26 protein-coding genes are annotated in these 26973 nt (G+C 60.4%); 9 read left to right on the top strand and 17 right to left on the bottom strand.

The window, feature by feature from the left end; translation table 11 throughout:
• Positions 1 to 44: 44 nt before the first annotated feature.
• From H8S11_RS08310 to H8S11_RS08300, 3 genes are all read right to left on the bottom strand, one after another.
• Complete coding sequence (locus H8S11_RS08310) at positions 45 to 3620, bottom strand: M56 family metallopeptidase (RefSeq protein WP_186852811.1); 3576 nt, start codon at positions 3618 to 3620, stop codon at positions 45 to 47.
• The gene (locus H8S11_RS08305; protein ID WP_147570851.1) at positions 3617 to 3997 is read right to left on the bottom strand and encodes a BlaI/MecI/CopY family transcriptional regulator; all 381 of its coding nucleotides are present in this window, start codon (positions 3995 to 3997) and stop codon (positions 3617 to 3619) included. The genes H8S11_RS08310 and H8S11_RS08305 overlap by 4 nt, the downstream gene beginning before the upstream one ends.
• Positions 3998 to 4102: 105 nt before the next feature.
• Complete coding sequence (locus H8S11_RS08300) at positions 4103 to 4762, bottom strand: Crp/Fnr family transcriptional regulator (protein ID WP_186852810.1); 660 nt, start codon at positions 4760 to 4762, stop codon at positions 4103 to 4105.
• Positions 4763 to 4855: 93 nt separating this feature from the next.
• Between H8S11_RS08300 and H8S11_RS08295 the strand changes: the two genes are divergently transcribed.
• The 3 genes from H8S11_RS08295 to H8S11_RS08285 all read left to right on the top strand — a co-directional run bounded on the left by H8S11_RS08295 (position 4856) and on the right by H8S11_RS08285 (position 6853).
• A complete protein-coding gene (locus tag H8S11_RS08295) occupies positions 4856 to 5539 on the top strand; it encodes a 4Fe-4S binding protein (RefSeq protein WP_186852809.1) in 684 nt (227 codons plus the stop codon).
• Between the two features lie 236 nt (positions 5540 to 5775).
• On the top strand, positions 5776 to 6276 hold the full coding sequence (locus tag H8S11_RS08290; protein WP_147570848.1) for an SLOG family protein: 501 nt from the start codon (positions 5776 to 5778) through the stop codon (positions 6274 to 6276).
• 10 nt (positions 6277 to 6286) lie between these two features.
• Entirely contained in the window at positions 6287 to 6853 is a 567-nt protein-coding gene (locus H8S11_RS08285; protein WP_240286953.1) for an epoxyqueuosine reductase QueH, read from the top strand.
• A gap of 92 nt (positions 6854 to 6945) precedes the next feature.
• Here H8S11_RS08285 and gltS read toward each other — a convergent pair whose 3' ends face one another.
• From gltS to H8S11_RS08220, 13 genes are all read right to left on the bottom strand, one after another.
• Positions 6946 to 8190, bottom strand: a complete 1245-nt coding sequence (gene gltS / locus H8S11_RS08280; RefSeq protein ID WP_186852808.1) for a sodium/glutamate symporter — start codon at positions 8188 to 8190, stop codon at positions 6946 to 6948.
• Between the two features lie 124 nt (positions 8191 to 8314).
• Positions 8315 to 8671 (bottom strand): 50S ribosomal protein L20, encoded by a 357-nt coding sequence (gene rplT / locus H8S11_RS08275; protein WP_147561805.1) that lies wholly within the window; start codon positions 8669 to 8671, stop codon positions 8315 to 8317.
• 21 nt (positions 8672 to 8692) lie between these two features.
• Positions 8693 to 8902: a 50S ribosomal protein L35 gene (rpmI, locus tag H8S11_RS08270; protein ID WP_050625289.1), complete on the bottom strand. Its 210-nt coding sequence runs from the start codon at positions 8900 to 8902 to the stop codon at positions 8693 to 8695.
• An 18-nt stretch (positions 8903 to 8920) separates the two neighbouring features.
• Positions 8921 to 9508 carry a translation initiation factor IF-3 gene (gene infC / locus H8S11_RS08265; protein WP_262669332.1) on the bottom strand — a complete coding sequence of 196 codons (588 nt, stop codon included), beginning with the start codon at positions 9506 to 9508 and terminating at the stop codon, positions 8921 to 8923.
• A gap of 455 nt (positions 9509 to 9963) precedes the next feature.
• Positions 9964 to 10974, bottom strand: coding sequence for a tRNA (adenosine(37)-N6)-threonylcarbamoyltransferase complex transferase subunit TsaD (gene tsaD / locus H8S11_RS08260; protein ID WP_186852807.1), 1011 nt, complete (start codon positions 10972 to 10974; stop codon positions 9964 to 9966).
• Between the two features lie 131 nt (positions 10975 to 11105).
• Complete coding sequence (locus H8S11_RS08255; RefSeq protein WP_186852806.1) at positions 11106 to 11714, bottom strand: GNAT family N-acetyltransferase; 609 nt, start codon at positions 11712 to 11714, stop codon at positions 11106 to 11108.
• The gene (gene rimI / locus H8S11_RS08250) at positions 11701 to 12156 is read right to left on the bottom strand and encodes a ribosomal protein S18-alanine N-acetyltransferase (RefSeq protein ID WP_147570844.1); all 456 of its coding nucleotides are present in this window, start codon (positions 12154 to 12156) and stop codon (positions 11701 to 11703) included. Before rimI ends, H8S11_RS08255 begins: the two co-directional genes overlap by 14 nt.
• 44 nt (positions 12157 to 12200) lie before the next feature.
• Positions 12201 to 12662 carry a hypothetical protein gene (locus H8S11_RS08245; RefSeq protein ID WP_186852805.1) on the bottom strand — a complete coding sequence of 154 codons (462 nt, stop codon included), beginning with the start codon at positions 12660 to 12662 and terminating at the stop codon, positions 12201 to 12203.
• Positions 12663 to 12792: 130 nt separating this feature from the next.
• Positions 12793 to 13476 carry a CPBP family intramembrane glutamic endopeptidase gene (locus H8S11_RS08240; RefSeq protein ID WP_186852804.1) on the bottom strand — a complete coding sequence of 228 codons (684 nt, stop codon included), beginning with the start codon at positions 13474 to 13476 and terminating at the stop codon, positions 12793 to 12795.
• 265 nt (positions 13477 to 13741) lie between these two features.
• Entirely contained in the window at positions 13742 to 16432 is a 2691-nt protein-coding gene (polA, locus tag H8S11_RS08235) for a DNA polymerase I (protein ID WP_186852803.1), read from the bottom strand.
• A 152-nt stretch (positions 16433 to 16584) separates the two neighbouring features.
• The gene (locus tag H8S11_RS08230; RefSeq protein ID WP_186852802.1) at positions 16585 to 19695 is read right to left on the bottom strand and encodes an S-layer homology domain-containing protein; all 3111 of its coding nucleotides are present in this window, start codon (positions 19693 to 19695) and stop codon (positions 16585 to 16587) included.
• 189 nt (positions 19696 to 19884) lie between these two features.
• Positions 19885 to 20499 (bottom strand): NAD(P)H-dependent oxidoreductase, encoded by a 615-nt coding sequence (locus H8S11_RS08225; protein WP_186852801.1) that lies wholly within the window; start codon positions 20497 to 20499, stop codon positions 19885 to 19887.
• Between the two features lie 2 nt (positions 20500 to 20501).
• A complete protein-coding gene (locus H8S11_RS08220; protein WP_186852800.1) occupies positions 20502 to 21485 on the bottom strand; it encodes a pyruvate kinase in 984 nt (327 codons plus the stop codon).
• A gap of 212 nt (positions 21486 to 21697) precedes the next feature.
• Between H8S11_RS08220 and H8S11_RS08215 the strand changes: the two genes are divergently transcribed.
• Genes H8S11_RS08215 through H8S11_RS08200 form a run of 4 tightly spaced genes read left to right on the top strand, consistent with a single transcriptional unit; the run spans position 21698 to position 24248 of the window.
• Positions 21698 to 22438 (top strand): WecB/TagA/CpsF family glycosyltransferase, encoded by a 741-nt coding sequence (locus tag H8S11_RS08215; protein WP_340405266.1) that lies wholly within the window; start codon positions 21698 to 21700, stop codon positions 22436 to 22438.
• The gene (locus tag H8S11_RS08210) at positions 22435 to 23103 is read left to right on the top strand and encodes a dTMP kinase (RefSeq protein WP_186852798.1); all 669 of its coding nucleotides are present in this window, start codon (positions 22435 to 22437) and stop codon (positions 23101 to 23103) included. The genes H8S11_RS08215 and H8S11_RS08210 overlap by 4 nt, the downstream gene beginning before the upstream one ends.
• 16 nt (positions 23104 to 23119) lie before the next feature.
• The gene (locus tag H8S11_RS08205; protein ID WP_186852797.1) at positions 23120 to 23668 is read left to right on the top strand and encodes a DJ-1 family glyoxalase III; all 549 of its coding nucleotides are present in this window, start codon (positions 23120 to 23122) and stop codon (positions 23666 to 23668) included.
• Complete coding sequence (locus H8S11_RS08200; protein WP_147570834.1) at positions 23649 to 24248, top strand: 5-formyltetrahydrofolate cyclo-ligase; 600 nt, start codon at positions 23649 to 23651, stop codon at positions 24246 to 24248. Before H8S11_RS08205 ends, H8S11_RS08200 begins: the two co-directional genes overlap by 20 nt.
• Before the next feature lie 24 nt (positions 24249 to 24272).
• Here H8S11_RS08200 and H8S11_RS08195 read toward each other — a convergent pair whose 3' ends face one another.
• On the bottom strand, positions 24273 to 24443 hold the full coding sequence (locus tag H8S11_RS08195) for a hypothetical protein (protein ID WP_186852796.1): 171 nt from the start codon (positions 24441 to 24443) through the stop codon (positions 24273 to 24275).
• Positions 24444 to 24567: 124 nt separating this feature from the next.
• On the opposite strand from H8S11_RS08195, the gene mltG reads away from it, so the two are divergent.
• Together mltG and H8S11_RS08185 are read left to right on the top strand one after the other, a co-directional pair.
• A complete protein-coding gene (gene mltG / locus H8S11_RS08190) occupies positions 24568 to 25683 on the top strand; it encodes an endolytic transglycosylase MltG (RefSeq protein WP_186852795.1) in 1116 nt (371 codons plus the stop codon).
• A 56-nt stretch (positions 25684 to 25739) separates the two neighbouring features.
• A complete protein-coding gene (locus H8S11_RS08185; protein ID WP_147570832.1) occupies positions 25740 to 26960 on the top strand; it encodes a peptidase U32 family protein in 1221 nt (406 codons plus the stop codon).
• Positions 26961 to 26973 lie beyond the last annotated feature (13 nt).

Here is a 26973-nt window from a genome sequence, read left to right as displayed (position 1 = left end):
TCCGGCGGGACTCTGCAAAAGTTATTTGTGGATGAAGCGGGAAGTCATCTTTCCGGTTCTGGCTTAATTACCTGGGGATCTCCGCGCTCCAGCCTGACCCCGCCGGTACCCGAGTCTGTACACCTCCAGGTGCCGTCCTCCTGCCGTTCCAGGCAGTATTCCAGGGTGTACAGCCAATGTCCATCTGGTCCTGGATCAAGGCCGGCACCCGACTGCCAATATATGTTGTTCGCTTCCACCGGATCCACGGCCAGAGTGATGGAGGCGCACAGTCCGCTGGCCGCCTGCTGATAGACCCGGGCCTCATACAGGGCGGCGTAGGTTACGGCCGATGGGTGGCTGGACCCAAAGGAGGAATAGTATTGGGCCAGAGCCCGTCCATAGGCCTCGGCCGCCTTCTGGGGGTCGGTCACCGAGGCGGGGACCACCGGGTCCAGCAGGTCCCGGAGGTTGCTTACCACCACGTCACGAACATAGTCCTGAGTGACCAGTTCCTCATAGCCTTGGCTGCCTACCACTAGGGGGAACTCCCATAGGATGATCTGACTGCGCTCCATATGACCGATCCCCTCCACCGTCAGCAGATGGGGCACATGGCCGTAAGGATGAAACAGACCGTCGCCGTCGGCGTAATTCCCTCCAGCCCAGCCCGCTTCCTCCAAATTCCCGGTGGTCAAGCCGTAGTCGAAGGCGTACAGCTTCACGGTCCCCTCTTTCAGCAGGTCGGGGTAAGAGGACAGCAGGCGGAATTGGGTCAGTTCTACCCCAGTGTAGGGGGCGGACAGGCCGCTGTCGGTAAAGTCCTGGTTCCACTTGGCCAGCTCATCCGCCAGGAGCCGGTCCACCGCCTCCGCCACCGGGGACAGGTCCTCCCGGATGATGCTGCCGGCGGGAGGAGTCCACCGCTGACGGATGAGCTGGTACAGCTCCGGGCTTTCAAAGAGCAGCCCGTCGATGTCCACCTGGTCCTCGACCAGACCGGCGGAGAGATACAGGGTGACGTCCTCGGGCAGCAGGATGTCCAGCGTCCACAGCCGGTGGGAGGAAAAGCTGTCGGATCCGTCCGGCCCCAGATACCGGTCTGCCATTCGGTTGAGCATCCCGGCCAGCTGGTCGGACGAGACCGGGAGGTCATAGCGGCCTCCGCTGACGGACTGGATGTCCTGTAGGGTGAGAGCGGACAGACGCTGGGTCAGGTCCTTTTGAATCAACTCCAAAGAGTCCTGCTGGTGGAAGGCCAGCACCTGCTCATTCAGCGCCGCCGGGAAGGTTAGGTCCATAAACATCACACTGCCGCCTCCCCAGACCGTCAGCCGATAGCCGTAGCCCCGCCCCCATTGGTCCGGGACCCAGCCGTTGTAGGTGCCGATGACCAGCAGGTCGGGGGAGACGCCTTCCTCCCCCTTCCCCTGGAGGGCGTCGGCCAGCGCCTCCGGGGTGATCCCTAAATACTGGGCGTTTTCGGTGAGAAACGCCTGATCCTGGACCAGCAGCTCCACCAGGGCGGCGATGTGCTCCGGCTTCTCCAGCCGGGTATAGGAGCTGGGCACGTTTCCAACCTGGGTAGAGCGGTTGGCGATAAACTGATATCCGCCGTCCACCGCCCGAAGGACCAACTGGCAGGCCCCGTGGTCCCCATAGTTGAGATAGAGAATGCTGTCATGGCGGGAGCCGCTCTCAAAGCTTGGGACTGTATAATTGGTGTCCCCATGGAAGTGGTAGTAGGCGTCATACTCCGGCAGGTAGGTGAAATCGCCCAGCCCCACCAGATTGGTCTCCTCCAAAGTCAGGCCGGTGTGTTCCAGCAGGACGGCGTCCATCTCCTGCCGGGTGATTTTGGTGCAGCCGCAGTCCGGGTCCGCCCCGCCGTAACCCCGGTCGATGACCAGCCGCCGCTCCTCCTCGCTGATGGAGCTGGGATTGCCGGTCCCCAGATAGAACAGCTGGTACAGGTCGATGTCCGCCGGATGGTCATACCAGGAAGTCAGGAACTGGTTGCGAATGGAGAAATTGATGTAGGCATTTCCGCCGCTGCCGGTCCCGTTGTCAAAGAAGGAGCCGTCGTTGAAATAGGCCAGCTCCTCGGCGGTAAGAGGAACGGCGCCGCTCTGCGCCCCCTGGCGGTTCATCAGGTCATAGAGCTGGACTGCCGCCTGCTGGTGCATCAGGGCGGCCACCCGGCGTCCGGAAACCTCCGTCCCGCTGAGTTCACCGTCAGTAAGCACATAGAAGTCGCCGGAGTTCCCCCGGTCGGCGGGGGCGGCCAGCAGATATCGGACCTCCGCGCCCTGCTGGTCAGTGAGAGTCAGGGTACGCAGAGAGGCCGGGTCCAGGTCCCCCACTACCTGGGGCGGATTGAGCCAGTCCGGGCACTCCTGCTTCAAGATCTCTTTGGCCTCCGCCAGCAGCTCCGGATCGGTGATGGCGGTGGGGTCAAACTGACTGGAGGTGGTGGGCTGTCCCAGGCGGATGCTCTGGGCGCTTTGCACATCACTGAGGAAGCGTCTATAATCGCCTGCCGGACCGCCGCTCTGGTTTCCGTCAGAGAAGGTGAATACTGCTACCAGAGCCAGGGCCACACAAGCCCCAAAGACAGCGGCCGCCCTGGTTTCTGGGTGCTTCACCAGCAGGGCGATGCGCTGTTGAATGGTCTTTTTGCCCCCTGTCATGGCGGTGGAGCAGGACAGCAGATCGGCCGGCCGCAGGGAACGCTGGGCCACCATGCCCACCAGGGTGCGGCCGTAGGGGATGCGCTGGTCCTCTCCCAGACGGCGTACCGCCCCCTCGTCACAGGCCAGTTCTCCGTCCCGTTTGGACAGGAGGACAGCCAGCCACACCAGAGGGTTATACCAGTGGAGGGCCAGGGCCAGACACCGCAGGGGGGCCCAGAGGTGGTCCCGGTGGGCGTAGTGGGTGAGCTCATGGGCCAGCACATGCTCCCGTGCGGCAGAGTCCGCCGCTGCCTGGGGAGTCAGGTAGACCACGGGCCGGAATAGGCCGAACAGGCAGGGAGAGGACAGGTCCTCTATCACGTAGACGGGAAGAGGACACTCAGGAATGTCCAGGGGGCGGCGGGAGCGGCGCAGCCTTGCGGCAAAGCGCAGGTTGCTCCCAATCAGGAACAGGAGCATCACCGCTGCTCCTGTCCCCCACAGGATAGACAGGATACGGGGGACAGTGGAGAAAAAGGCGTAATCGGTATAACCGTTTTCCTCCAGGACTGTGCCGCCGCTGTAATAATCAAAGCCGAGCCCTCCCAGAGCGGGGAAGCCACGGCTGGTGATGCCGGCGCTCATGACCGGGTCCTCTCCCTGTTCTTCCCAGATATGCTGAATATAACTCTCTGGCGCGTCTATGTGGTCGGTGGGAAAGGCGTATACCGGGGTGTCCTCCATCTGAGGCGCAAAGTCCACTGCCCCTAAGGAGGACAGGAAGGGGAGCTGAATAGGGATCAGCAGCCGGATCAGCACCACCGCCCAGAGGGCATAGCGGTTCACAGAGGACAGCCGGTTCCGGGTGAGCCAACGGACAGTCAGCACCGCCAGAATTAGTAGGGTGGAGGTGAAGGCCCAGGGGATCAGGGTGGGCATGGCGCTGTTCAGAACGAAAATGCCGCTCATTTCGCTCCCTCCTCTGCCTGTCGAAGAATCTCATACAGCTCGTCAATCTCCTTCCGGGTCAGGGCCTTGTCCTGGGCCATGGCAGACACCATCAACCCCACGCTGCCCCGATACACCTTGTTCAAGAAGGAGCGGGTCTCCCGGCGGACGGCCTGCCGCCGTTCCACCGAGGGCCGATAGTGACGGGTCCGGCCCGTCACTTCACAGTGGACCAGCCCCTTCTCCTCCATCCGCCGCAGGGTAGTGATGGTGGTGCTCTTGGCCCAGCCCACCTTCTGGGACAGGCGCTCCACCAATTCCATCACCGTCAGAGGAGAGTGCTCCCAAAGGCAGTCCAACACATACCATTCGCTGTTGGTCAGGGTGACATCCGGCATAAAAACACCTCCTTAAGTCTACTTTGTAAACCAAACATAACACAACTGGTCTACATTGTCAACCAAAGAAAATGAATTGTAATTAAATTGTAAATCCTGTGTAGATCAGGGCATCTGGTTCACATTGAGGCGAAAGTGGCTTTTCCTGGCGGACAGTAGCCCTTCCCGCCTCATTTTGCCCAGCTCATTGGACAGGGCACTCCGGTCCACGCCCAGATAATCAGCCAGCTGCTGGCGGTCAAAGGGGATAGAAAAGGAGGGGCTGTTCTGGAGCACCGCCTGGTCGGACAGATAGGAGAGCAGCCTGCCCCGGATGGTCTTGGAGGAGGTGTAGAAGATGCGCCGAGAGAGGGCCAGGTTTTTTCTGGCCGTAATGGTCAGAAGGTTGCGCAGGAGGATGCCATGATGGGGTCCCTCGCCGGACAAGAGCAGGCCCATATCCAGGAACAGGACCTCTGTGTCCTGGACGGCCGCAACGTCAACCATCAGTGGTTCCCCGGGGACACAGGCGTAGGTCTCCGCAAAGACCTGGCCGGGGGCCACATGGTCCAGGATGGTCCGGTTTCCCCAGGCGTCGTGATTCTCGATGTTGACGCCGCCGGAGAGCACCAGACCCAGCCGCCCGGTCCGGTCGCCGGTCCGGAGGACGGCCTCCCCACGGGGATAGAAACGGGTCCCGGCTCCCAGACCGGCCAGAAGATCCGGAAGAACGTCCGGGGAGAGCCCTTGGAACAGGAGAATACCAGCCAAAAATTGATAGTCCATATCTTTCTCCTAAAATGTTGTTTTAACAACGTACTCTGTGGATCAATGGTACTATACTTAGCCCATCCAAGTCAAGGAAAGGCGGAAAATGACATGATTCGTAGAATTATTGAGATCAACCGAGAGAAGTGTAACGGCTGCGGCCTGTGTGCCCAGGCCTGTCATGAGGGGGCCATCGGCATGGTGGAGGGCAAAGCGGCCCTGCTTCGGGATGACTACTGTGACGGCCTGGGGGACTGTTTACCCACCTGTCCTACCGGGGCCATCACCTTTGTGGAGCGGGAGGCGGCTCCCTATGATGAGGCGGCGGTCCAGTCTAAAAAGAGGGAGCGGGAGAATGGAGAAGGACATGGCTGCCCTGGCAGCCGTATCCAGACACTGGGACGGCGTCAGGAGCAGGAAGCCGCCGTCTCATCCCAACTGCGCCAGTGGCCTGTCCAGATCAAGCTGGCTCCCCTTACGGCGCCCTACTTTGACGGCGCGAACCTGCTGATTGCCGCCGACTGCACCGCCTTTGCCTATGGAAACTTCCATCAGGATTTTATCCGGGGCAAAGTGACATTGGTGGGCTGCCCCAAGTTGGACGGGGTTGATTACAGTGAAAAGCTGACAGAAATCATCCGTCAAAATAATATCAAGAGCGTGACCATTGCGCGGATGGAGGTCCCCTGCTGCGGCGGCCTACAAATTGCGGCGGAGAAGGCCCTGCGGGACAGCGGGAAGTTTATCCCCTGGCAGGTGGTGACCATCTCAGTGGATGGTAGGATATTGGAGTAAAAGGAATGGACGGCCAAAGGCCGTCCATTCTGTTCTTGAGGCCCAAGTTCACCGAGCAGCGGGATCGCGGAGATAGAGGAGAGGAAACAGGGCTCCACCAGGTACACCCGTGGCAGGATATGGATACAGAGAATCGATTGGCTGTCCACTCAATCGAACAAATTTTCCATAAACATTGACTTAGACTATGTCCTGTTATAGAATAGAAACCAGCACAAAAGAAGGGGCGCTGTGTTTTGGAACAGGCAAATACCTGCTGCTTTACCGGGCACCGGCCCGACAAACTTCCTTGGGGAACGGATGAGCGGGACCCCAGATGCACACGGCTGAAGGAGCGGTTGGGACAGGCCCTGGAGCGGGCCTATCAGAGTGGCTGCCGCCATTTTATCTGTGGAATGGCACGGGGGGCGGACCTGTATTTTGCCGAGGCTGTGTTGGCCTTGCGGGCGTGCTTTCCGCAGGTGACGCTGGAGGGGGCGCGGCCCTGTGAGAGCCAAGCGGACCGCTGGCCCCGGGAGGAGCGGCTCCGCTATCAGGCTATCCTGGACCAGTGCGACTATGAGACTCTGGTCCAGCATCACTATGACCGGGGCTGCATGGCAAGGCGGAACCGGTACATGGTGGACCGGGCCTGCCGGATTATCGCCGTCTATGACGGTGAACCCAGAGGCGGGACGGCCCAGACCTTGGCCTATGCCATGCGGCAGGGCCTGGAGTTAGATATTTTGGAGATTTGAGGTGCGTGTGATGGATAATACCCTGATGCATATGTGCTGTGCCCCCTGCGCCAACCAGCCTATCGCTCAACTGCGGGAGGAGGGGCTGTCGGTCACCGGCTTCTGGTTTAACCCCAACATTCACCCCTATACGGAATATCAGGCCCGGAAGCGCACCTTAGAGGACTACGCAAGGGAGATCGGCATGAAATTGGTCATCGGCGGCACCTATGATCTGCGGCCGTTCGTCACCGCTGTGGCTGGAAATATTGACGGGCGCTGTCCCTACTGCTACCGGGTCCGAATGGAGGAGACAGCCCGATACGCCGCGGAGCATGGCTATGACAGCTTTACCACCTCGCTGCTCATTTCCCCCTATCAGAACCATGATGCCATCGCCGCCATTGCCCGTGAGATGGGGCAGAAGTACGGGGTGGACTTCCTGTACCGGGATTTCAGGCCACTGTTTCAGGCGGGCCAGGCCTTTGCCCGGGAGCACGGCTTCTATATGCAGAAATATTGCGGCTGCATCTTCAGTGAGGAGGACCGCTATATGGCGGCCAAGCGGAAGAAAAAGGAGTCGTCTAGAGGACTGTGAGCCTCTGTATAAATAGTGAAGAAGGGGACAAAGACCTGATAAGATCGTAAAAAAGCGCCCTGCTCCTCAGGGGAGCAGGGCGCGGGCTTTTATCAGCCGAAGATCAACGGCAGTACATTCAGAAACAGGGTAATAATAATTCCGTTGCAGAAATCAATGAACAGCGAGCCGACCAGCGGTACGATAAAAAAAGCCTGAGGCGCGGGGCCGTAATTTTTGGTGATGGCCTGCATATTGGCCATGGCGTTGGGCGTGGCGCCCATACCAAATCCGCAGAAGGCGGAGGTCATGACTGCCGCCTCATAGTCCCGACCCATGAGCCGGAACACCACGAACCGGGCGAAGAGAAACATGAGTATTACCTGGGCGGCCAGTAGAATGACCATGTCCGTAGCCAGTTCGGCCAGTTCCCAGAGCTTTAGGGACATAAGGGCGATGGCCAGGAAGATAGAGAGGGACACATTACCCCAGGTATCGATGGCCTTGGCGGGGAGAATAATGCGCTTGACATCACAGAAATTGCGGATGACAGCGGCGATGACCATGGAGCCGATATAGGTGGGGAAGGTGAACTTGATGACCGTGCCGGCAATGGTGATCTGCACGCTATTGAAGGCCATGGTCAGCAGAGTGCCCAGGCCAGATGCGACGATGAGCAGGATGGCGGCGTTGGTAAAGGCCGTATAGTCCATGCGCTCCGCCCGCTCCTTCTCTTCAGGAGTCTCGTCAGCGGCTTCAATGACGGACTCGGTGGTCTCGTTGGAGCGCAGACCATATTTGTTGATAAGGCTGCGGGCGGTAGGGCCGCCCATCAGGGAGCCGGCGACAAGACCAAAGGTGGCGGCGGCCATAGCCAGCACCTCAGCGCCGGCCAGACCCATCTTTTCCAGTTCGGGGCCGTAGGAGCCCGCGGTACCGTGGCCCCCTACCATGGGGATGGAGCCGGTGCACAGGCCGAGACGGGGATCCCAGCCAAGCAGGACGGACAGCACAGAGCTGGCCAAATTTTGCAGGATAACCATTAAGATAGCGACAAACAGGAAGGTAAATACCTTTTTACCCCCCTTTTTCAACAGTCGGAAGCAGGCGGTATAGCCTACGCTGGTAAAGAACAGGGTCATAAAGAAGTTTTTGATGTTCTCATCAAAGGATAGGGCCAGTACACCGCTCATATAGAGTCCCAGATGAACGAGGGCGAAGATCAGGCCCCCCACCACAGGGGCGGGGATACAGCATTTTCTCAGGAACTCGACGCGCTCGGTGAGAAATCGGCCCAGTACGAACAGGAGCATGGCAATGCCTGCAGTCTGGTAGATATCTAAGGTGAATGTGGGCATAGGTGTCCTCCTTTTTGATTGGGTCGGCTGTGGAAAGGGAGAAAATCAGCCGCCGGGAATAATCAGATGTGCCAGAAAAAAGCTCCGGTGCTGAAATCCAGTACCGGAGCGCAATTTCACAGAATTAGGCCAGAGCCTTCTTGGCGGTTTCCGTCAGTTGGACGAAAGCTGCCTTATCGTTGACTGCCAGCTCGGCCAGCATCTTGCGGTTGATGACGATGCCGGACTTCTTCAGGCCGTTCATGAAGGTGGAGTAGTTCATGCCGTTCAGCTTGCAGGCGGCATTGATTCGGGTGATCCAAAGCTGACGGAAGTCGCGCTTCTTCAGCTTGCGGCCGGTATAGGCGTACACACCGGACTTCATGACAGCCTGGTTGGCCATCTTATAATGCTTGGACTTGGAACCCCAGTAGCCCTTGGCCAGCTTGAGGATCTTATTTCTTCTCTTGCGCGTCATCATCGCGCCTTTCACTCTTGCCATTGTTCGTTACCTCCCTCTGTCTTACTTGTACAGGATCATGCGCTTGATCGCGGCCTCATTGGTCTTGTCGGCATAGGTGGTGCCGCGCAGAGCCCGCTTCAGCTTGGTGGTCTTGCCGTGGCCGTTGAGCAGGTGACGCTTCTTGGTCATGGCGCGCTTGACCTTGCCGGTCTTGGTGAGAGAGAAGCGCTTTTTGGCGCCGCTGTGAGTCTTGATCTTGATCTTCGGCATAACAGAAAACTCCTTTACTTACTTTTTGGCGTCTTTGGCAGGCTTGGGGGATAGGAAGATGGACATATGACGTCCCTCCAGCTTGGGGCTCTTATCCATAACAGCCAGCTCGCCGCACTCCTCCGCGAACTTGAGCAGCAGATCCTGACCGATATTGGTATGAGCCATCTCACGGCCGCGGAAGCGGACTGTGACCTTGCAGCGGTTGCCCTCAGATAAAAACTTTTGGGCGTTCCTCAGCTTAACGTTGAAGTCATTGAGATCAATACTGGGGGACATCCGGATCTCTTTGATCTCCACCACGCGCTGATTCTTGCGGGCTTCCTTCTCGCGCTTGGTCTGTTCGAACCGATATTTGCCGTAGTCCATGATTTTGCACACAGGGGGAACGGCGTTGGGGGAGATCTTAACCAGATCCAGGTTCTGTTCTTCCGCTAGACGAAGCGCCTCCTGGGAAGACATGATGCCCAACTGTTCGCCGGCCTGGTCGATCAGTCGAACTTCCTTGTCGCGGATCTCGTCATTGGTTTGATGACCTGTGTTAGCGATGGGAAAGCACCTCCAGACAAAATAAAATACGGATAGCCGATATGGCCCCCGTATCACAGCAAAACACCACTGGACATCCAGTGCTGATCTTCCATGTTGACCCTTTGGCGCTGGCCTGGGGTGAGGACGGGGAACCGTACCTACTTTATTGTACCGCAACATTCTACCACCACGTCCAGCTAATGTCAATAGGAGGAACGAAAAATTTTGTATGGCAGCCGCCAGAGACCTATGTACAGGTATAAAAGATTTACATAATCGGAATTGTAAAAAGTAAGTACAAAAAGTTATTCACACTTTCCACATGGTTTTCCACAAAAGGGGCGGCTCAAAGCGCCATGATTCGGGCGGCTGTGGATTTCTTACGATTAGAAATAGGGAAAAAATGTAAAGAACCCAAAAATTATGGGTGACATAACGCAAAATTGAGAGGGGAGGTATCCAGACTGTAATACTACAGACGGAGCACAGGGAGAGCCGCCCGCTGTTCCGCCAGGCGGGAAACAGTGGGCTTATCCCAGAGAGATATCCCGGGTGGCGTAAGCATTTAGCTCCCAACCGGCTGTGTGGCCAGCCTGCCACTCATAGTACCCCTGACAGCCGACCATAGCGGCGTTGTCGCCGCAGTAGCGCAGTTCGGGGAGGTAGAGCTGATCCCCGCTCTGGGCACAGGCGGCCTGGAGATCGGCCCGAATGCGGCTGTTGGCCGCCACGCCGCCAGCCACCGCCACCTTGCCATAGCCCTTTGCCTTGGCTGCGGCCATAGCACGGGGGACCAGGGACTGGCTCACCGCCCGGCCAAAGCTGGCGGCGAAAGAGGGCAGGTCCAGGGGTTCCCCTTTCTGCTGGGCGTTGTGGATCAGATTCAGGCTGGCTGTTTTGAGGCCGGAGAAAGACATATCCAGCTCGTGCCCGGTCACATGGGCCAGGGGGAGCTCATACCGCAGGTCATCGCCCCCCTGGGCCAGCCGGTCCATGGGAGCGCCGCCAGGATAGCCGATGCCGAGCACCCGCGCCACCTTGTCAAAACACTCGCCGGCGGCATCGTCCCGGGTGGAACCCATGATCTCCATCTCTGTATAGGACCGCACATCCACGATGGCTGTGGTGCCGCCGGATACACACAGGCATACGAAGGGGGGCTCCAGGTCCGGGTGGGTGATATAATTGGCCGCGATGTGGCCCCGGACATGGTGGACCGGGATGAGGGGCAGGTCCAGAGCCATGGCTGCCCCTTTGGCGAAGTTGACCCCTACCAGCACAGCGCCGATGAGGCCGGGGGCATAGGTAACCGCTACGGCGTCTAGATCGGCGCGGGAAAGCTCGGCGTCAGCCAGAGCTTTGTCGGCTAGACCGGATATGGCCTCGATATGCTTGCGGGAGGCCAGCTCCGGTACCACGCCGCCATAGATGGTATGCATCTCAATTTGGGAGGACACGCAGCTAGACAGCACCGTCCGACCGTCCTTGACAACGGCGGCGGCGGTGTCGTCACAGGAGGATTCAATGGCAAGAATATTCATCGTATCAATACCTACTTTCTGATCGAGGGAACCAGCGGACACCGCTGCGAAGGAAGTGCGCGCTGGCGGCTGAGGGAGACGCAGGGCTTGCCAGGAATAGAGATGACGATGTAGACGGGGAGGGGCGCCCCTCACTCCTCCACCCAGTCTCCCATGGAGTTGGGCCGCTGCCCAGGGAGCAGGGGGATCTGGATGAAACGGTCGTATACCTGTTTGGGCATATGTCCACTGTAAATTTTCTGGTGGACGGCCAGCAGCTCACCCGGAGTGACGTCCTCACGGCCTCGGATCAGGGTCTGGTAGTGGACACCAAAGAGGGCGCAGTCATAGCCGCCGTATCGGAACCCGTTGCGCAGATAGAAGCCGAGCCGGCGCCGGCGCAGCTCCTCCCCCTCGGGACTGCCGCCCTCTGGTGCCTCCGCCTCGCCGAAGATGCCTCGGTAATCCTTGTAGTAGCCGGCCAACAGGTCCAGCATAATGGTCCCCAGCCCCTGACTGCGCCTGCCTTCGATGGTTCCCAGATAGTCCAGCAGGGCAAAGGGAATACCTGGCTCCAACCACAGCAGGGCATAGCCCGCCAGTTCATCTCCATCATACAGGCCAAGGGCCTGATACTTCTTCTCAGCCATCAGGTTCAGCATGGCCTTTAGGGGCTTCAGCTCCTGGGGCGGGAAAGCGACTTTCAGCTCGCTCTCATACAGGGCGGACAACTGCTCCGCGGTCAATTCAATCAGCTTCATGTTCAAACTCCCGTGTCATAATTAAGGCGTCCTCCCGCGGATTTTGGTAGTATCCCGGCCGCAGGCCAGCCTGGTGGAAGCCATACTTTTCATATAGGCCGATGGCGGCAGTGTTGGATACCCGTACCTCCAGAGTGAGGAAGGCCAGATTGGCGGCGCCGAAGCGGCAGTACACATCCAGCAGGGCGGAGGCCACTCCATGCCGCCGGGCGTCGGGGTGGACGGCGATATTGTCGATGTAGCCCTCGTCCAACACCACATGTAAGCCAGCGTAGCCCAGAATATTGCCTTCCCCGTCGTCGGCCACGATAAAGCTGGCCTGGGGGTCGAAAAGGGCGTCAGAGAGCATGGTCTCGCTCCAGGGCGTGGAGAAACATTCCCGCTCCAGGGCGGCGATTTGGTCTATGTGGCTTCGGTCCATGGGGACAATCTCGTAGTACATTGTATTGACTCCTTATGTGATAGGGTAAAGGTTGGGTCTGCCGGTTATTTGTTCGGCCCGCGCAGTTTCCGAACGCCCCAGAGGGATAGGAGAATCCCAGTTCCGAAGGGGAACAGGAGGAGAAGGGCCGCCTGAGGCGGGGGACAGGAGGGATAGAATTTGGCGAGCCATTCCAGCTCTATGTACCCGTAGGGGACGCAGACGCACATGGCAGTGAACAGCAGGGCGGTGAGGCTCTCCAGGAAGAAGGCTCCGTAACGGGGTGTTTTCCGCACCGCCGCCAGAACCAAAACCAGCAGAGTGACAGCCAGCATCTGGATGGAGAGAAGGACCATAAGGGGAGGCCGCCATTCAAAGTAGCAGAACTTCCCCCAGCATAGCGCCAGGGCAGAGAGCGTACTCATGGGGATGACCAGGGGGAGCCAGGCGGGGCGGAAGAAAAATACAAGGGTAAGCATCAGCAGGGGGAAGAGGAGAAAAACAGTTAAGACAGTCCAGAATGTCATAAGGGAGCCTCCTTGCAAAGCGGATTTACAGTTCAGACGCGGTGGGAACCGCATAGACCCACTTGTTGTTTCATCAGCCAGATGGGATACCAAGGCCAGCAGACAGAGGGCGCAGGACACTCTCCTTTCGTCAAATGATCCCCCACAGGTGAAGGGCGATGGTGTTGATGGCCAGGTTGGCCCCCATGTGGACCAGCCAGCCGGGCCATATGGTCTGGCTTTTTGCGTCCAGAGCGTTGAACAGAAGCCCGGCGCAGGCCAGCCCAGCGGTAAGCAGGACCAGCAGGGCCGGGTGGAACCAGCCGTCCATGATGGACACATGGTACAGGGCAAAAGCTAGGGCGGAAAAGGTCCAGGCCAGCTTTTTGTAACCGGATCGGTACAGGGCAAGAAAGGCAAAGCCCCGGAAAAAGAGCTCCTCCAGCATGGAGTTACCAAAGATGATATAGAGGGCCGCCAGTGGAAAAGTAGCGGCGGTGAAGCCCTCCTTGGCCTGTAAATTGCCGGAGATGGCGGACAAATCCAGCCAGGGAGAGAGCAGCGTGTACCCGCCCAGCAGCAGGAGGAATACTCCGCCCCCCAGCAGCAGGGGCAGCCTCATCGCCCCCTGTTCGGGCCGGCCGAAGGACCGGAGGATCGTCCGGTCGCCGGAGGCCAGCACATAGGCGGCGGCGCAGCCCAGAAAGACCAGCGCCTTAGCCGACGACTTTACCGGGTAGACGGGGGACAGCACCCACTCCACCCAAAGCATAGCTAGACAGCCCAGAACGGTCAACAAGGTCGTCAGAACTGGGCGGCGGTCGGTCCCACTCATCCTGACACCCCCAGCAGCGCCCACTTGACAAGTCGAGCAGTGGTATAGACGGTACGATCCATGGAGGATACCTCCCTGCTATTCTGTTGTCAGTGTATCAGATTCCTGCCGATTTGACAACAAAACCAGGACAGTCGGTCACTTTCGAGGGATAGGTGGCGGAGATGCGGGGGGAGGAATGCCCATTGGACGTTCCTAACCAAGCAGGTTCAAGGTGAAGTATTCCGAAAGGACAAGAGGATGCGGTCCGGGCCAGCGCGGCGGGCTAATGGGCGTCCGCCCAGCTCTTTCCAGCGTGAGTCTCGGCCAGCAGAGGGACGGACAGAGCAGCCACGCCCTCCATCTCCTCCTCCACCAGGCTGCAGATTCTATCCGCCTCCTCCGCCGGACACTCCACGATCAGCTCGTCGTGGACCTGGAGGACCAGGCGTCCCTTCAGCCCCTCGGCGCGAAGCCGGTCCCGCACCCGGATCATGGCCAGCTTGATGATGTCGGCGGCGGTGCCCTGGATGGGGGCGTTAAGGGCTACCCGCTCCCCAAAGGACCGGGTGTTGAAGTTGGAAGATTTCAGCTCCGGCACCCAGCGGCGTCGACCAAAGAGGGTGGCCACGAAGCCGGTCTGTTTGGCCTGCTCCACTACGCCGTCCATATAGGCCCGGACACCGGAGTAATGGGCGAAATACTTGTCCATATACTCCTTGGCCTCCTGGACAGATACGCCGATGTCCTGGGACAGCGAGAAGGGAGAGATGCCGTACACGATGCCGAAATTCACCGCCTTGGCCGAGCGGCGCATGGAGGGGGTGACCTCCTCGGGCCGGACACCAAAGACCTGGGAGGCGGTGATGGTGTGGATGTCCGCTCCGCTCTTAAAGCCGTCGATCATAGCCGAATCGCCGGCCATATGGGCCAGGAGCCTCAGCTCGATTTGGGAATAATCCGCATCCACCAGCACACGGCCGGCCGGGGCCGCGAACATCTTGCGCAGCTCGGCCCCCAACTGGGTGCGGACGGGAATGTTCTGAAGGTTGGGTTCAGTGGAGGACAGCCGCCCAGTGGCGGTCACCGTATTCTGGAAAGAGGTGCGGAGCCGCCCGTCAGGACCGATGACCTTGGACAGACCGTCCACATAGGTGGACTTCAGCTTGGTGAGCTGGCGGTACTCCAGAATCTCGTCAATGATGGGGTGCTGGCCCCGCAGCTTGTCCAGCACCTCGGCATTGGTGGACCAGCCGGTTTTGGTCTTTTTCACAGGTGGGAGCCCCAGCGTTTCAAATAAAACATGGCCCAGCTGCTGGGTGGAGTTGATGTTGAAGGTGGCCTCCCCAGCCAGCTCGTAGATGCGGGACTGGGCCTGGTCGATGCGCTGGGTGAGCATCTCCCCAAAGGACACCAGGGCGCCCCGGTCAATAAGAAAGCCCTCTGCCTCCATCTCAGCCAGCACCGAGCACAGGGGCAGCTCGATGGTCTCATACAGGTCCCACATCTCCAGCTCCCGCAGGCGCTTTTCCAACACCCCGTGGAGGGCGCCGATGAGGGCGCAGTGGGAGGTGAGGGCGGCGGCGGGGCCCACCGGATCAGCCAGGGGGCCGAAAGCTCCCTCGGCCAAATAGTCGCCAGCCTTGGCGGGCTGAAAGCTGAAATAGGTCAGCCCCAGCTTTTCCAGGTCATAGCTGCCGTCGGTAGGGGCCAGGAGATAGGCGGCCACCTCGGTATCAAAGACAAAGCCGGCGGGGGAGATCCCTTCAGCCAGCAGGGAGCGCCACAGGCCCTTCAGCCCGTGCGTAACCTTTTTAATGTCCGGGTCTGCGAAAAAAGTCCGCAGAAACTCGTTGTGTCCCTGGAATTTGTCTGCGAGGAACAGGGCAGCGTGGTTCTCCTTCTCGTTGAGCCGGCACTCCACACATATTACGTCCAACCCCGGCAGGGCCAGGACATCCACGCTGTCCTTGGTAGACCAGAGGGCCAGCAGCTCCTTCAGCCGGACCTGTGTGGTGACGACCTCGGTGGTACAGGAGTCTTCCGCCCCCGGCTGGCTCTGGGCCTCTCCCTCCCCCTGGGGAGCGGCGAGGTGGTACTTGTCGATGAGCTTGGCGAATTCCAGATCCAGGAACAGCTGGTACAGAGCGTTGTTGTCCGGCGGCTGCCGCAGGTTGCGCTCCGGGTCGAAATCGATGGGGGCGTCGGTGTGGATGGTGGCCAGGTCATAGGACATGCGGGCCATCCCTTTGCCCTCGGCCAGCTTTTTTACCACGCCGGGCTTGGCGGGGGTGGACGGAGCCATACAGATATCGGGCATATGGTCATACAGGCAGTCAATAGAGCCGTACAGCTGCACCAGGGCCATGGCGGTCTTTTCACCCACCCCCTTGACACCGGGGATGTTGTCGCTGGCATCCCCCATCAGGGCTTTCAAGTCGATAATGTGGATGGGGTCAAAGCCATACTCCTCCCGAAAGGAGGCCGGGGTCATGTCACGGGTGTCGGTGCGGCCCATGCGGGTGGACACCAGCTTCACTGTGGTGGTGTCTGTCACTAGTTGGAGGGAGTCCTTGTCTCCTGTGACGATGATGGTCTCCCAGCCCGCCGCCCGGTCCTTCACGGAGATGGTGCCGATCAGGTCGTCAGCCTCCCAGCCATCCAGCTCGTACATGGGGATGTTCATGGCCCCCAGCACCTGCTTGAGCAGGGGAAGCTGGCTGGCCAGCTCGTCGGGCATCCCCTTGCGGGTGGCTTTGTATCCCTCGTAGGCCAGGTGGCGGAAGGTGGGGGCGGCCCGGTCAAAGGTGACGCAGAGAGCGTCGGGCTGGCTGTCGTCCAGCAGCTTGTTCAGAATGTTCAAAAAGCCAAAGATGGCGTTGGTAGGCTGACCTTCCCGTGTGGTCAGGTTCTGGCTGACTCCGTAGAAGGCCCGGTTGACGATGGAATTGCCGTCAATGACCATCAGTTTTTTCATAGCGGGAGCTCCCTCTCACTCCGGCAGAAGGCCGGACATAAAATTACATTTTACAGTATAACAGTCTTTCCCAAGAAGGGCAAGGAAAAAACCTGGGTCCCGAAATGGGACCCAGGTTTTTTCGGACTCTGGGGGCCGGTGGGGATAGGAGCTCACAGCCTGGCCCGGTCCACCAGCCCAGTGAGCTGGCAGAGAATGACCGACACCTCGGCCCGGGTGATGTCGCTGCCGCCGTGGAAGCGGCCCTCCTCATCCCCAGTGAGCACACCGGCCCGGTACCACCGATAGACCACATCGCCCAGCTCATCCCCCTCCCCCAAGTCGGGGACATCGCCGTCCCGGACGGTGTTGATTGCCTCCATCTGGTCATCGGGGATGGCCTGATCCAGAATGGCGACCATATCATACCGTGTGGCCTTGTCGTTCAGACAGGACTGAGGAAAGTCACGGGCGGTGAGGATGCCGTTGTCCAGACAGTACTGGTAATAGGGCATATACCAGCCGCCGGAGGTCTGGGGAAGCGGGTCGCCGCTCTCACGGCTGTGGATCTGATAGGCCAGCACCAGAGTCTGGGCGATAGACAGGTCGCCGCCGGGCTCGAACCTTTCGTCTCCCATGCCGGTCATCAGTCCATTTTGGACTACCTTCTCCACGTAGGGCTGGAACCACTGGCCCGCCTTGATGTCGGAGAAGTGGGGGGCGGCACCTTGGTCGGGCCGCTCTGTTTGACCGGGCGTTGAGGTGCCGCTGGGCTTCCGCTCCTGGTCCACCGTCCCTTGGACAGACTGGCCGCTGGGGGTAAAGATACCGTCAATGAGAACCTCGCCATCTGGGGCGTGGAGGGAGCCATCAGAGCAGAGAGCGGTATTGGCGATAACAGTGTCCTCCCCGGTTTTGATGGGGAAGCTCTGGACGTGGAAGCCGTAGCTGGAAACCGTGTCGCCCCCCTCTTCGGTAATGCCCCAGGTGTATAGATCACCGCTTTTTAATACGGCGGCGCCCCGCTCGGCGGAGATTACATCCCGGTCAATGATCTTGACGGGCGTGGACTGCCCAACTCCCTCGCTCCAAGGGGTGACGGTGTCATAGGCCATGCCGTTGCCCACCTCGCCATTGTCATTGACACCCCAGGTCCACAGGCCGCCCTCCTGATCGATGGCCCAGCCGCTCTCCCCCTCCATACCGACGGAGATCATGCCGTCCAGCAGTTTGGTCAGGGGCAGAGGAGCGTCGCCGTTGTAGAGAATCATCTTGCCGTCGCCGCCATAGCCGTCGGCGCCCCAGACCCAGACGGAGCCATCCTCTTTCAGGGCCACGTAGCGGGACAGGCCGGCATCCACCATGACCACATTGTCCATCACATGGTGGGGTCCGTAGGAATCGGGGGCGGCGGCGCCATAGTCAGTGCCCGAACCGTCCTCTCCCGCGCTCACCAGGCCGTAGTACCACAGAGAGCCGTCGGTACGTACCACCATGGCGCCGAATTTGCCGGTGGCCACAGATCGGACATTGTCCGCTACCTTGATGGGAGTTTCAGACCAGGCGTCAAAGCTGTCCAGCAGCCCTAGGGAGCCCACATAGTAGCCCCAGGCCCAGAGAGTGTCGTCCTCCTTTACGGCCAGGAGCAGGTCGTTGTCTGAGCAACAGATCTGGCGCACACCGTCCATGAGCTTGACAGGGTACTGGGCCTTCTCCTCTTCGGTGAGATAGCCGGGGCCTGCGTCCCACAGGGAGCCGTCCTCCCGGATAGCCAGACGGCTGGGGTTGCTCAGTACGATCCGACGGGAGAGAAGATCGGCCTGCTCCACAGCCTGCCGAATGGTGGCTGCCTGGCGGGGATCGGACAGGGCGGAGGGCCGGCTGGGCCGCTCCGGCTGTTCAGGCTCCGCGGGCGGCTCAGACTCCTCTCCCGCTGTGGGGTAAGCGGTGACGCCGTCCTCGTCCAGAACATAGAACACGGGGACGGAGTCATCGGTGGCGTACCACACCACTTGTCCGTTGTAGACGATGGGGGTGCAGTCGGAGGCCATGACACCCTCGGCGGTCCTGAGGTCAGACACCGAGCCCTCGGCGGAGTAGCGGGCATAGCCGATGGAATCGGTGTTGTAGTAGTAGCCGTTGTCCGCCTTCTCCGCCATAGACCAGATGATATAGCCATCCTCCAGGCTGGTGGGGACAAGGACGGGCTGGGAACCATAGATGTTCCCGCCGTTGGCGTAAGAGGTGATCTGGCGGGTCCTGGTGCCGCTTTGAGAGAAATCATCTTTGCTGGTGTAAGCCAGATAGATGTTTTTCACGTCGGCGGTCAGGTTGGAGGAAGCGCCCTTCCCAGTGTAGCTGTACGCGGTGAGGTAGCCGGTGGAGGTCTCGGCCAGACCGGTGACCTGGGCGCCGGTCACGTTGGCGCCGATGGAACCAGGCCAGCTGGCTACTAGGAGCTGGGTCCCCCGCCGCCCGCTTTGGCCGTCACAGCGGTACAGGGACGCCCCACGGGGATAGGCGTCGCCGTGGTCCAGCGCGACCAGCCTGCCCTCCTGGTCCACCAGCATCAGCTGGTTGAAGGAGTGGGATACATAGCCCGTGGCGGGATTGGACACAGCGGAGGCCACGTCGGAGATGGTCATGTCCTCCTGGCGGACTGTGAAGGACAGGCTGGCCTGGTGGTTCAGACCGTCGGAGCTGGCGTACATCTCGTGGCTGGTGCGGATGTACAGCAGGCCGCCGTCCTCGGCGCAGGTAAAGCCGCCGGCGTCAAAGGGGATGGTGGTGTTGGCCCCTCTTAGGCTGGCCTGGTGCAGCCGCTCCCAGCTCTTGGAGTATTTGACCACCCGGACTACCTCGGCGCTGTCGCTCTCTGAGGGATTCTCCTGGCCGAAAACCACGAAGTTGTAGTCCTCCCCGGCAAAGAAGCCGCCCCAGATTGGGAGCTCTACTTCCAGTTCTCTAGTCTCCTTCAACTGGAAGTGGCTGTCATAGGTCTCTACCACTAGGGTGGTGGGTGTGAGCCACTCCAGGAACTGGCCAGTCTGGCCATTCACCAGCTGGCTGCCTTTCCGGTACTCCACCCGAACCAGGTCCTGGCCATCCTGGTATAGATAGGAGGAGCGGGGGACGGCCCAGTTACCGTTGTAGTAGCCATATCGGTTGGTGGAGATCAGGGGCTCCGGCTGGCTGGCGGCCGAGACGGCAGGGACAAGGGACAGGGACATGGCCAGAGTGCAGAGCAGGCTGGTCAGGCGGGGAAAAAACCTCTTGTGCTTCATATACGTGTCATCCTTTCTGAACAGTCAGGCGGCTGAACCGCCGGGTAAGGTGGGGGATAGGGACCGGCCTTCGTGGGTGGGCCCCGTGGTTACAGTACCCTATCCGGCGGAGAAAGGAAGAGAGAAGGGAAAATGAGAAAAAATTTTGGAGCGCCATATGGCGCTCCAAATCTAAAGGAGGGGTGGGGACTATCCATGAAGGCACATCGGCTCCTGGGCCAGCTGGCGGGCCAGGGAAGCGGCCCTATCTCCGGCACGGCGAAGGACAGCCTGGACGTCGGTTCCCTGGATATCCAGGCCCTCCGCGGCCACACAGTAGGCGTGGGGAATCCCAAACATAGCGCCCAGGGCTTTTAGGTAGTCAAAGCCGTAATTCTGCCCCTCTACGGGGCCGCCGGCGGAGGTGAGATAGACCAGGGCGCGGGCCTGGCTCAGTCCGACCTGCCGCCCGTCCTCGTCATAGCGGAAAGTGATGCCCAGCGCACTGGACCACTCCAAATAGACCTTCAAAACGGCGGGAAAGGAGAGGTCCCAGTAAGGGGCGCCCACGACCACCAGATCGGCCGAGGCGATCTCGCGGGCGGGGGTCAGCCGTGGATCATCTTCCCCGCGGGCGATCCAGCCGTCACGTTGGTGGGCCAGCTCCCCTGTCAGGATGGGCAGAGACTCTCTCAAATCTCTGTGGCAGACCTGCGCCTGGGGATGTAGCGTAGTATATTCCTCCAAAAAACGCTGGCACAACCGCCAGGTACGGGACAGCTCAGGCCCCCGTACACAGGCATCCAAAAAAAGCAGACGTTCCATGCTTAGAGTCCTTTCTCCGCCTCGTGGGCGGTTTTGACAAGATATTCCATCGCCCGGACAGGGTACTGGCCAGCGGCGGTTTCCCCGGTGAGCATCAGAGAGGAGGCACCGTCCAGCACGCCGTTGTAAATATCGCATACCTCGGCCCGGGTGGGCACCGGACGATGCTCCATGGACCACAATAGCTGGGTGACCAGGCAGAAGTCACGACCCGCGGCCACGCACCGCCGGGCGATATCCTTCTGAACCCCAGGCAGCTCCCAGAGGGGCATGGAGTTTCCAAGGTCGCCCCGTGCGATGCAGAGCTGGTCGGCGGCGGAGATGATCTCCTCCAGATGGTCCAGACCCTGGCGGTTCTCTATTTTGGCCATGATTTGGATGCGGCCCAGCCCACGCTGGTCCAAGGCCTGGCGCAGTGCCTGGATATCCTCCTGTCCCCGGACAAAGGGCTGAAGAATGTGGGTCACTCCAAACTGTCCAGCCAGGTCCAGATTCATCAGATCCTCCTGGGTGAGGACTGGTGTATCCGGGTATACTCCTAGAATAGCCAGGCTTTTCCTGCTGTGTAGAGTGCCGCCCCGCAGCACCCGGCACAGCAGCACAGAGGAGCTGGCCTTTTTCACCTCTAGGAGAATGGCGCTGTCGTCAATGGAGATCTGGTCCCCCGGCTTGGCGCTGGACACCACTACCTGGGGGACAGGGAGGCCGTCCTGGCCAAGCAGGATATCGTCTCCGGTCTTGATGGGGATGGGGATGGGGAGTGTGCCTAGCCGCAGCTCCGGCCCCTGCAGGTCGATGATGAGATGGGGGCGGTCCACCCCGGCCTGTCGTGCCGCGGGAAAGAAATGCTCCTCTAGCAGAGCGGAGCATTGGGACAGGCTGGTGTGGGACAGGTTGAGCCTGGCCCCGGTCATCCCGGCTCGGAACAGGCGGACCAACAGAGCCCGGTCACGGCAGAGCCCGCCTAAGGTCCCATAAAATTCCATGAGGGTACCTCCCGTGTATGTGATGCCTTACGGTATCTATTATTATGAGGAAAGAGCGGAGGAAAGTCAACGGTAAGAAAGCGCAGGTGTTCCAATGTCCGCCTTGGACAAACCTTCATGGAAAATTCATAGACTTTTTTGCCAGAGCGTGGTAAAATACTATAATCCTGGCATATGCCCATTGGGCAATGCTTTACTGTTCCCTGGGAGGGATGGCTTTGAAGAAAGATATTCTGGGTGTCCGGTTTGACGACGTGTCCCGGCAGGAGGCTGCCCAGCTGGGCGCCGCCATGCTGGAGCAGGACCAGTTCCACTATGTGGTGACACCCAATCCGGAATTTATCCTGGCGGCGGAAAAAGACGCCGACTTCCGTCAGGTGCTCAACAGTGCCGACCTGGTCATCCCAGACGGCATTGGTGTGGTCTATTCGGCCAAGATACTGGGCACACCCCTGAAGGAGCGGGTTCCCGGTATCGAATTTGCCGCTGATATGCTGGCCAAGCTGGACCAGATGGGGGGTCGGCTCTACCTGCTGGGGGCGAAGCCCGGCGTGGCCCAAGAGGCCGGCCGCCGCATCCTGGAGCAACACCCTAATATCGTCCTGTGCGGCACTCATGACGGCTATTTTAAGGACGAGGAGGCCGTGCTGCTGGAGGTGGCCGCCGCTCGGCCCGATCTGCTGTTTGTCTGCCTGGGCGCGCCCAAGCAGGAGAAGTGGATGGCCCGGTGGGGCAGGCACACAGGTGCTCGTCTGGCCATTGGCCTGGGGGGTGCCCTGGATGTCTTTGCCGGCAACGTGGAGCGGGCGCCCGAATCCTGGCGGAAGCTGGGTTTGGAGTGGGCCTACCGCCTGAAGAAGGAGCCCCAGCGGGCGGGGCGGATGGCCAAGCTGCCTCTTGTGCTGGTCAAGTCCGCCGGCGCCCGCCTGAGGGGCAGGAGGGACCAGTCATGAGGGGCCGGCTGATCGTCATTGAAGGGACCGACGGCTCTGGCAAGTCCACTCAGTTCGGCCAGCTGTGCCAGCGGCTGGACGCCATGGGCCAAGAGTACAAAAAGCTGGTATTTCCCCAGTACCAGGAGCCGTCCTCCGCTCTGATCCGGATGTACCTAGGGGGTGAGTTCGGCAGCCATCCAGGGGACGTAAATCCCTACGCCGCCTCCGCGTTTTACGCGGTGGACCGATACGCCTCCTTAAAAAAGGTGTGGGGGGAATACTACGACGGGGGGGGCCTGGTCCTTACCGACCGGTATACCACCTCCAACGCGGTCCACCAGGGGGCCAAGTGCCCAGAGGGGGAGCGGACCGCCTTCCTCCGCTGGCTGGACGATTTTGAACACGACAAGCTGGGACTGCCCCGGCCTGACCTGGTGCTCTATTTGGATATGCCTACCGAAAAGTCGGTGGAGCTGCTGCGCGGCCGGGAGTCGGCCACCCATACCAAGGCGGACATCCATGAGCTGGACACGGAGTATCTAGCCACCTGCCGCGCCTGCGCCCACCAGGCCATTGGGGAGCTGGGCTGGAAGCGGATCTCCTGTTTAGACAGGGAGGGGCAGCTCCGCTCCATCCAGGAGATACACCAGGAGATCTGGTCCCTGGTGACCCCCTTACTGTAAAAGGAGGTATTCTAATATGGTCTATATCCTGCTCGCTCCCGGCTTTGAAGAGGCGGAGGCCCTGGTCCCCGCCGACCTGCTCCGCCGAGGAGGCGTGGAAACGGCCCTGGTGTCCACAGACGGAGCGGTGGTGGCCGGAGGCCGGCAGATCACAATAAAAGCGGATCTGACTTTGGACCAGGTGGAGCTGGACCGGGCCGACATGCTGGTTTTGCCCGGCGGCGGTGTGGGAGTACAGAAGCTGGGCCAGGAACCTACTGTGGAGAAGCTGGTCCGGGAGGCGGCGAAGCGGGGGATCCCTCTGGCCGCCATCTGTGCGGCCCCTACGCTGTTGGGCAGGTGGGGGCTGCTGGAGGGCAGACGGGCCGTCTGCTATCCCGGCATGGAGGGACAGATGAACGGAGCTGTGGCAGCTGACAGCCCGTCCCACGTGGTGGTGGACGGCCCAGCCAAGCTGATTACCGGGCAGGCGGCCGGCTCCGCCTTTGATTTCGGACTGGCGCTGGTGGAATACCTGGCCGGCCGGGAGAGAGCGGAGGAAGTCCGTGCTTCCATCTGTTACTGAAGAGAAGGCGGCGCTGCGCCGAACAGTCCGCCGCTGGCTGGCGGCTTTGCCCTCGTCAGAGCGGCGGGAGAGCGACCGGGCCCTCTTTGCCCACTTCCTATCTCTGCCCCAAGTGGAGGGCGCAAAGACGATCTTCGCCTTTTGGGGCATCCCAGAGCGGGAACCGGACACTGGAGAGCTGGTCCGCCAGCTGGCGGAGCGGGGGAAGGTGGTGGGCCTGCCCCGGATGCTCCCCGGCAGGGGGATGGAGGTCCGTGGGTATGCCTCGGACCGCCCGCTGGTGCCGGCGGCCTTTGGCCTTCTGGAGCCGGACGAACAGGCCCCTCTGCTGGAGCGGGCGGCCATCGACCTGATCCTGGTCCCCGGCCTGTGCTATGACCGGGAGGGCTACCGCCTGGGCTTCGGCGGCGGCTACTATGACCGGTGGCTGGCCGGCTGCTCCGGGTGGAAGGTGGGGCTGTGCCGGGCCGCTCTCCTGCAGGACCGTTTGCCTAGGGGACCTTATGATATCCCGGTGGACCTGGTGGTCACCGAGGAGGAGTGCCTGTCCCACCTTTCTTCGGCAAAAAGCGGGGGTTGATCCCCCGCCCTTTTGCCGGTCCACTCAGCAGCAGCCGCAGTTGTCGTTGCCGCAGCCGTTGTCGCAGCCACAGCCGCAACTGTTGTTGCAGCCGCAGCCGTTGCCGCCCCAGCCGCCGCAGGCGAACAGGATGATGATGAGCAGGATGATCCACAGGCAGCCGTTGCCGCCCCAGCCGTTGTTTCCACAACACATATGTTTTCACACCTCTCTAAAATCCCGCCGGGACGGTGTGTCCCGTGCGTTCTGTACTATTCTATGGAGGTCCCTTGTCCCTGGTGACAAGGACCCGGAAAAATTTTATTAGGAGCTGACCTGAATGCCCCAGGAACGAAGAAGTGAACGAAGAAGCGGGCGGGAGGAGCGCACCGCCGCCCGCCGTCCCCGCCGCGGCTCGACCGGCCGGACCGCCGGCTTCGCCGTGCTCTATGTGGTAGGAGTCATCGGAGTGTCCATCCTGCTGGCCTGCCTGCTTTGGATCGCCGCAAACGATGTGCTGGCCCTGAATAAGGATGAGAAGGAAGTGACCATTACCATCTCCTCGGAGGACAGCTTCAACAGCATCGTGAACCGGCTGGAGGATGAGGGGCTGATCGAGTATAAGTGGCTCTTCAAGCTCTTTGCCGCCTTCACAGGGGGCAAGGACGATGTGACGATGGGTACCTATACCCTGAACACGGATATGGATTACCGGGCTCTGCTGGCCGGCATGAGTGCCAACTCCGCCACCCGGTCGGTGGTGGATGTGGTCATCCCAGAGGGCTATACCCTGGACCAGATCTTCGCCCTGCTGGAAGAGAAGGGGGTGGCCACGGTGGAGGAGCTTCAGGAAGCCGCCGCCAACCACGACTACGCCTTCTCCTTCCTCCAGGATATCCCGCTGGGGGATTACCACCGGCTGGAAGGCTACCTCATGCCGTCCACCTATGAGTTCTATACCCCCCACGATCCGGTGTATGCCATCAATAAGCTGTTGGTCTACTTTGACTCCATGGTCACCGATGATATACGGGCCCAAGTGGAGGAAACAGGCTATTCCCTGCGGGAAATCCTGACTATCGCCTCCATGATCGAGCGGGAAACGGATGGATCTGACCGGGAGGAGATTGCCTCCGTCATTTATAACCGCCTGGAGCATCCTGAGGGTGAAACTGTGGGCCTGCTCCAGATCGACGCTACCCTGGCCTATATCAACGGCGGAAAGGTGCCGACGGAGGCGGACAAGGCCATCGATTCCCCCTATAACACTTATATGTATAAGGGCCTGCCCCCGGCGCCCATCGCCAATCCTGGCATGGAGGCCATCATGGCTGCCCTGGAGCCGACGGATACCAGCTACTTCTATTACGCTCTGGGCGACGACAATCTCCACCATTTCTTCAATACCTATGACCAGCTCCAGAGCTTCCTCAATTCCCAGGAGCGATACAAGTGATTCCCAAAGGGGCAAGGGCCGGCGCCCTTGCCCCTTTCTGAAGGAGATAGATAAACATGAGAAACAAGATCGAGCTGCTGGCCCCGGCGGGGGACATGGAGAGACTGGAGATGGCGGTGGCCTATGGGGCGGACGCTGTCTATCTGGCCGGAACCGACTTCGGAATGCGGTCTTTTGCCGGAAATTTCTCCCGGACAGAGCTGAAACAGGCCGTGGACCTATGCCGCTCCCATAGGGTCAGAGTCCATGTGACCTGCAACACCATGCCGCGCAACCAAGAAGTAGCCCGGCTGCCGGAGTGGCTGGAATATCTCAATGAGGTGGGCGTGGACGCCATCATTCTGGCAGATGTGGGCACCCTGGCCCTGGCCAGGAGACACGCCCCCAAGGTCCAGTGTCATATCTCCACTCAGGCCAGCATCGTCAATTACCAGTCCGCCCAGGCCTGGCACGACCTGGGGGCTAGTCGGGTGATTCTAGCCAGGGAGCTGTCCCTGGAGGAGATTCAGGAGATCAGGGCCAAGACTCCAAAGGAGCTGGAGATCGAAGTCTTTGCCCACGGGGCCATGTGCGTCAGCTATTCCGGCCGGTGCCTGCTGTCTAACTACATGACCGGGCGGGACTCCAATCGGGGGGAGTGCGCCCAGCCCTGCCGGTATCAGTACGCTCTGATGGAGGAGAAGCGGCCGGGAGAGTACTTCCCTGTCTATGAGGAGAATGGACAGACCTATATCATGAACTCCAAGGATATGTGCATGATCGACCATGTGGCCGACTTGATGGAGGCGGGGGTGGACTCTCTAAAGCTGGAGGGGAGGGCAAAGTCCGCCTACTACGCGGCCATCGTCACCGGAGCCTACCGCCACGCCATCGACGCGGCGGCGGCGGGAGAGCCGCTGGACCCGGTGTGGCGGGACGAGGTGGAGCACATCAGCCACCGCCACTACTCCACCGGCTTTTTCTATGGACAGCCGGGGCAGTACACCGAGAATTCCCGATATGTCCGGGACTGGCAGATCGTGGCCAAGGTGCAGTCCTGTGACGGGGAGGGAAATGCCCTTTTGACCCTGAACAATAAATTCCGAGTGGGCGACAGTCTGGAGTTGGTGGGGCCCAATGTCCGGCCCCAGGCTTTGTGGGTGGAGGGCCTCTGGGATGGGGATGGCCTTCCACTGGAGGAGGTCCGCCACCCTCAGATGACCTTCCGCATGAAGCTGCCCTGTCAGGTGCCGCCCCTCTCCCTGCTCCGCCGAAAAGCGGACCTGAGTCCCCAGTAAGGAGGAGAGGATC

The organism is Flintibacter hominis (assembly GCF_014287965.1).
In the GTDB taxonomy this organism is placed as follows: Bacteria; Bacillota; Clostridia; order Oscillospirales; family Oscillospiraceae; genus Lawsonibacter; species Lawsonibacter aceti.
The sequence above is the reverse complement of the archived record's forward strand: the minus strand, read 5'-3'. Positions and strand labels throughout refer to the sequence as shown.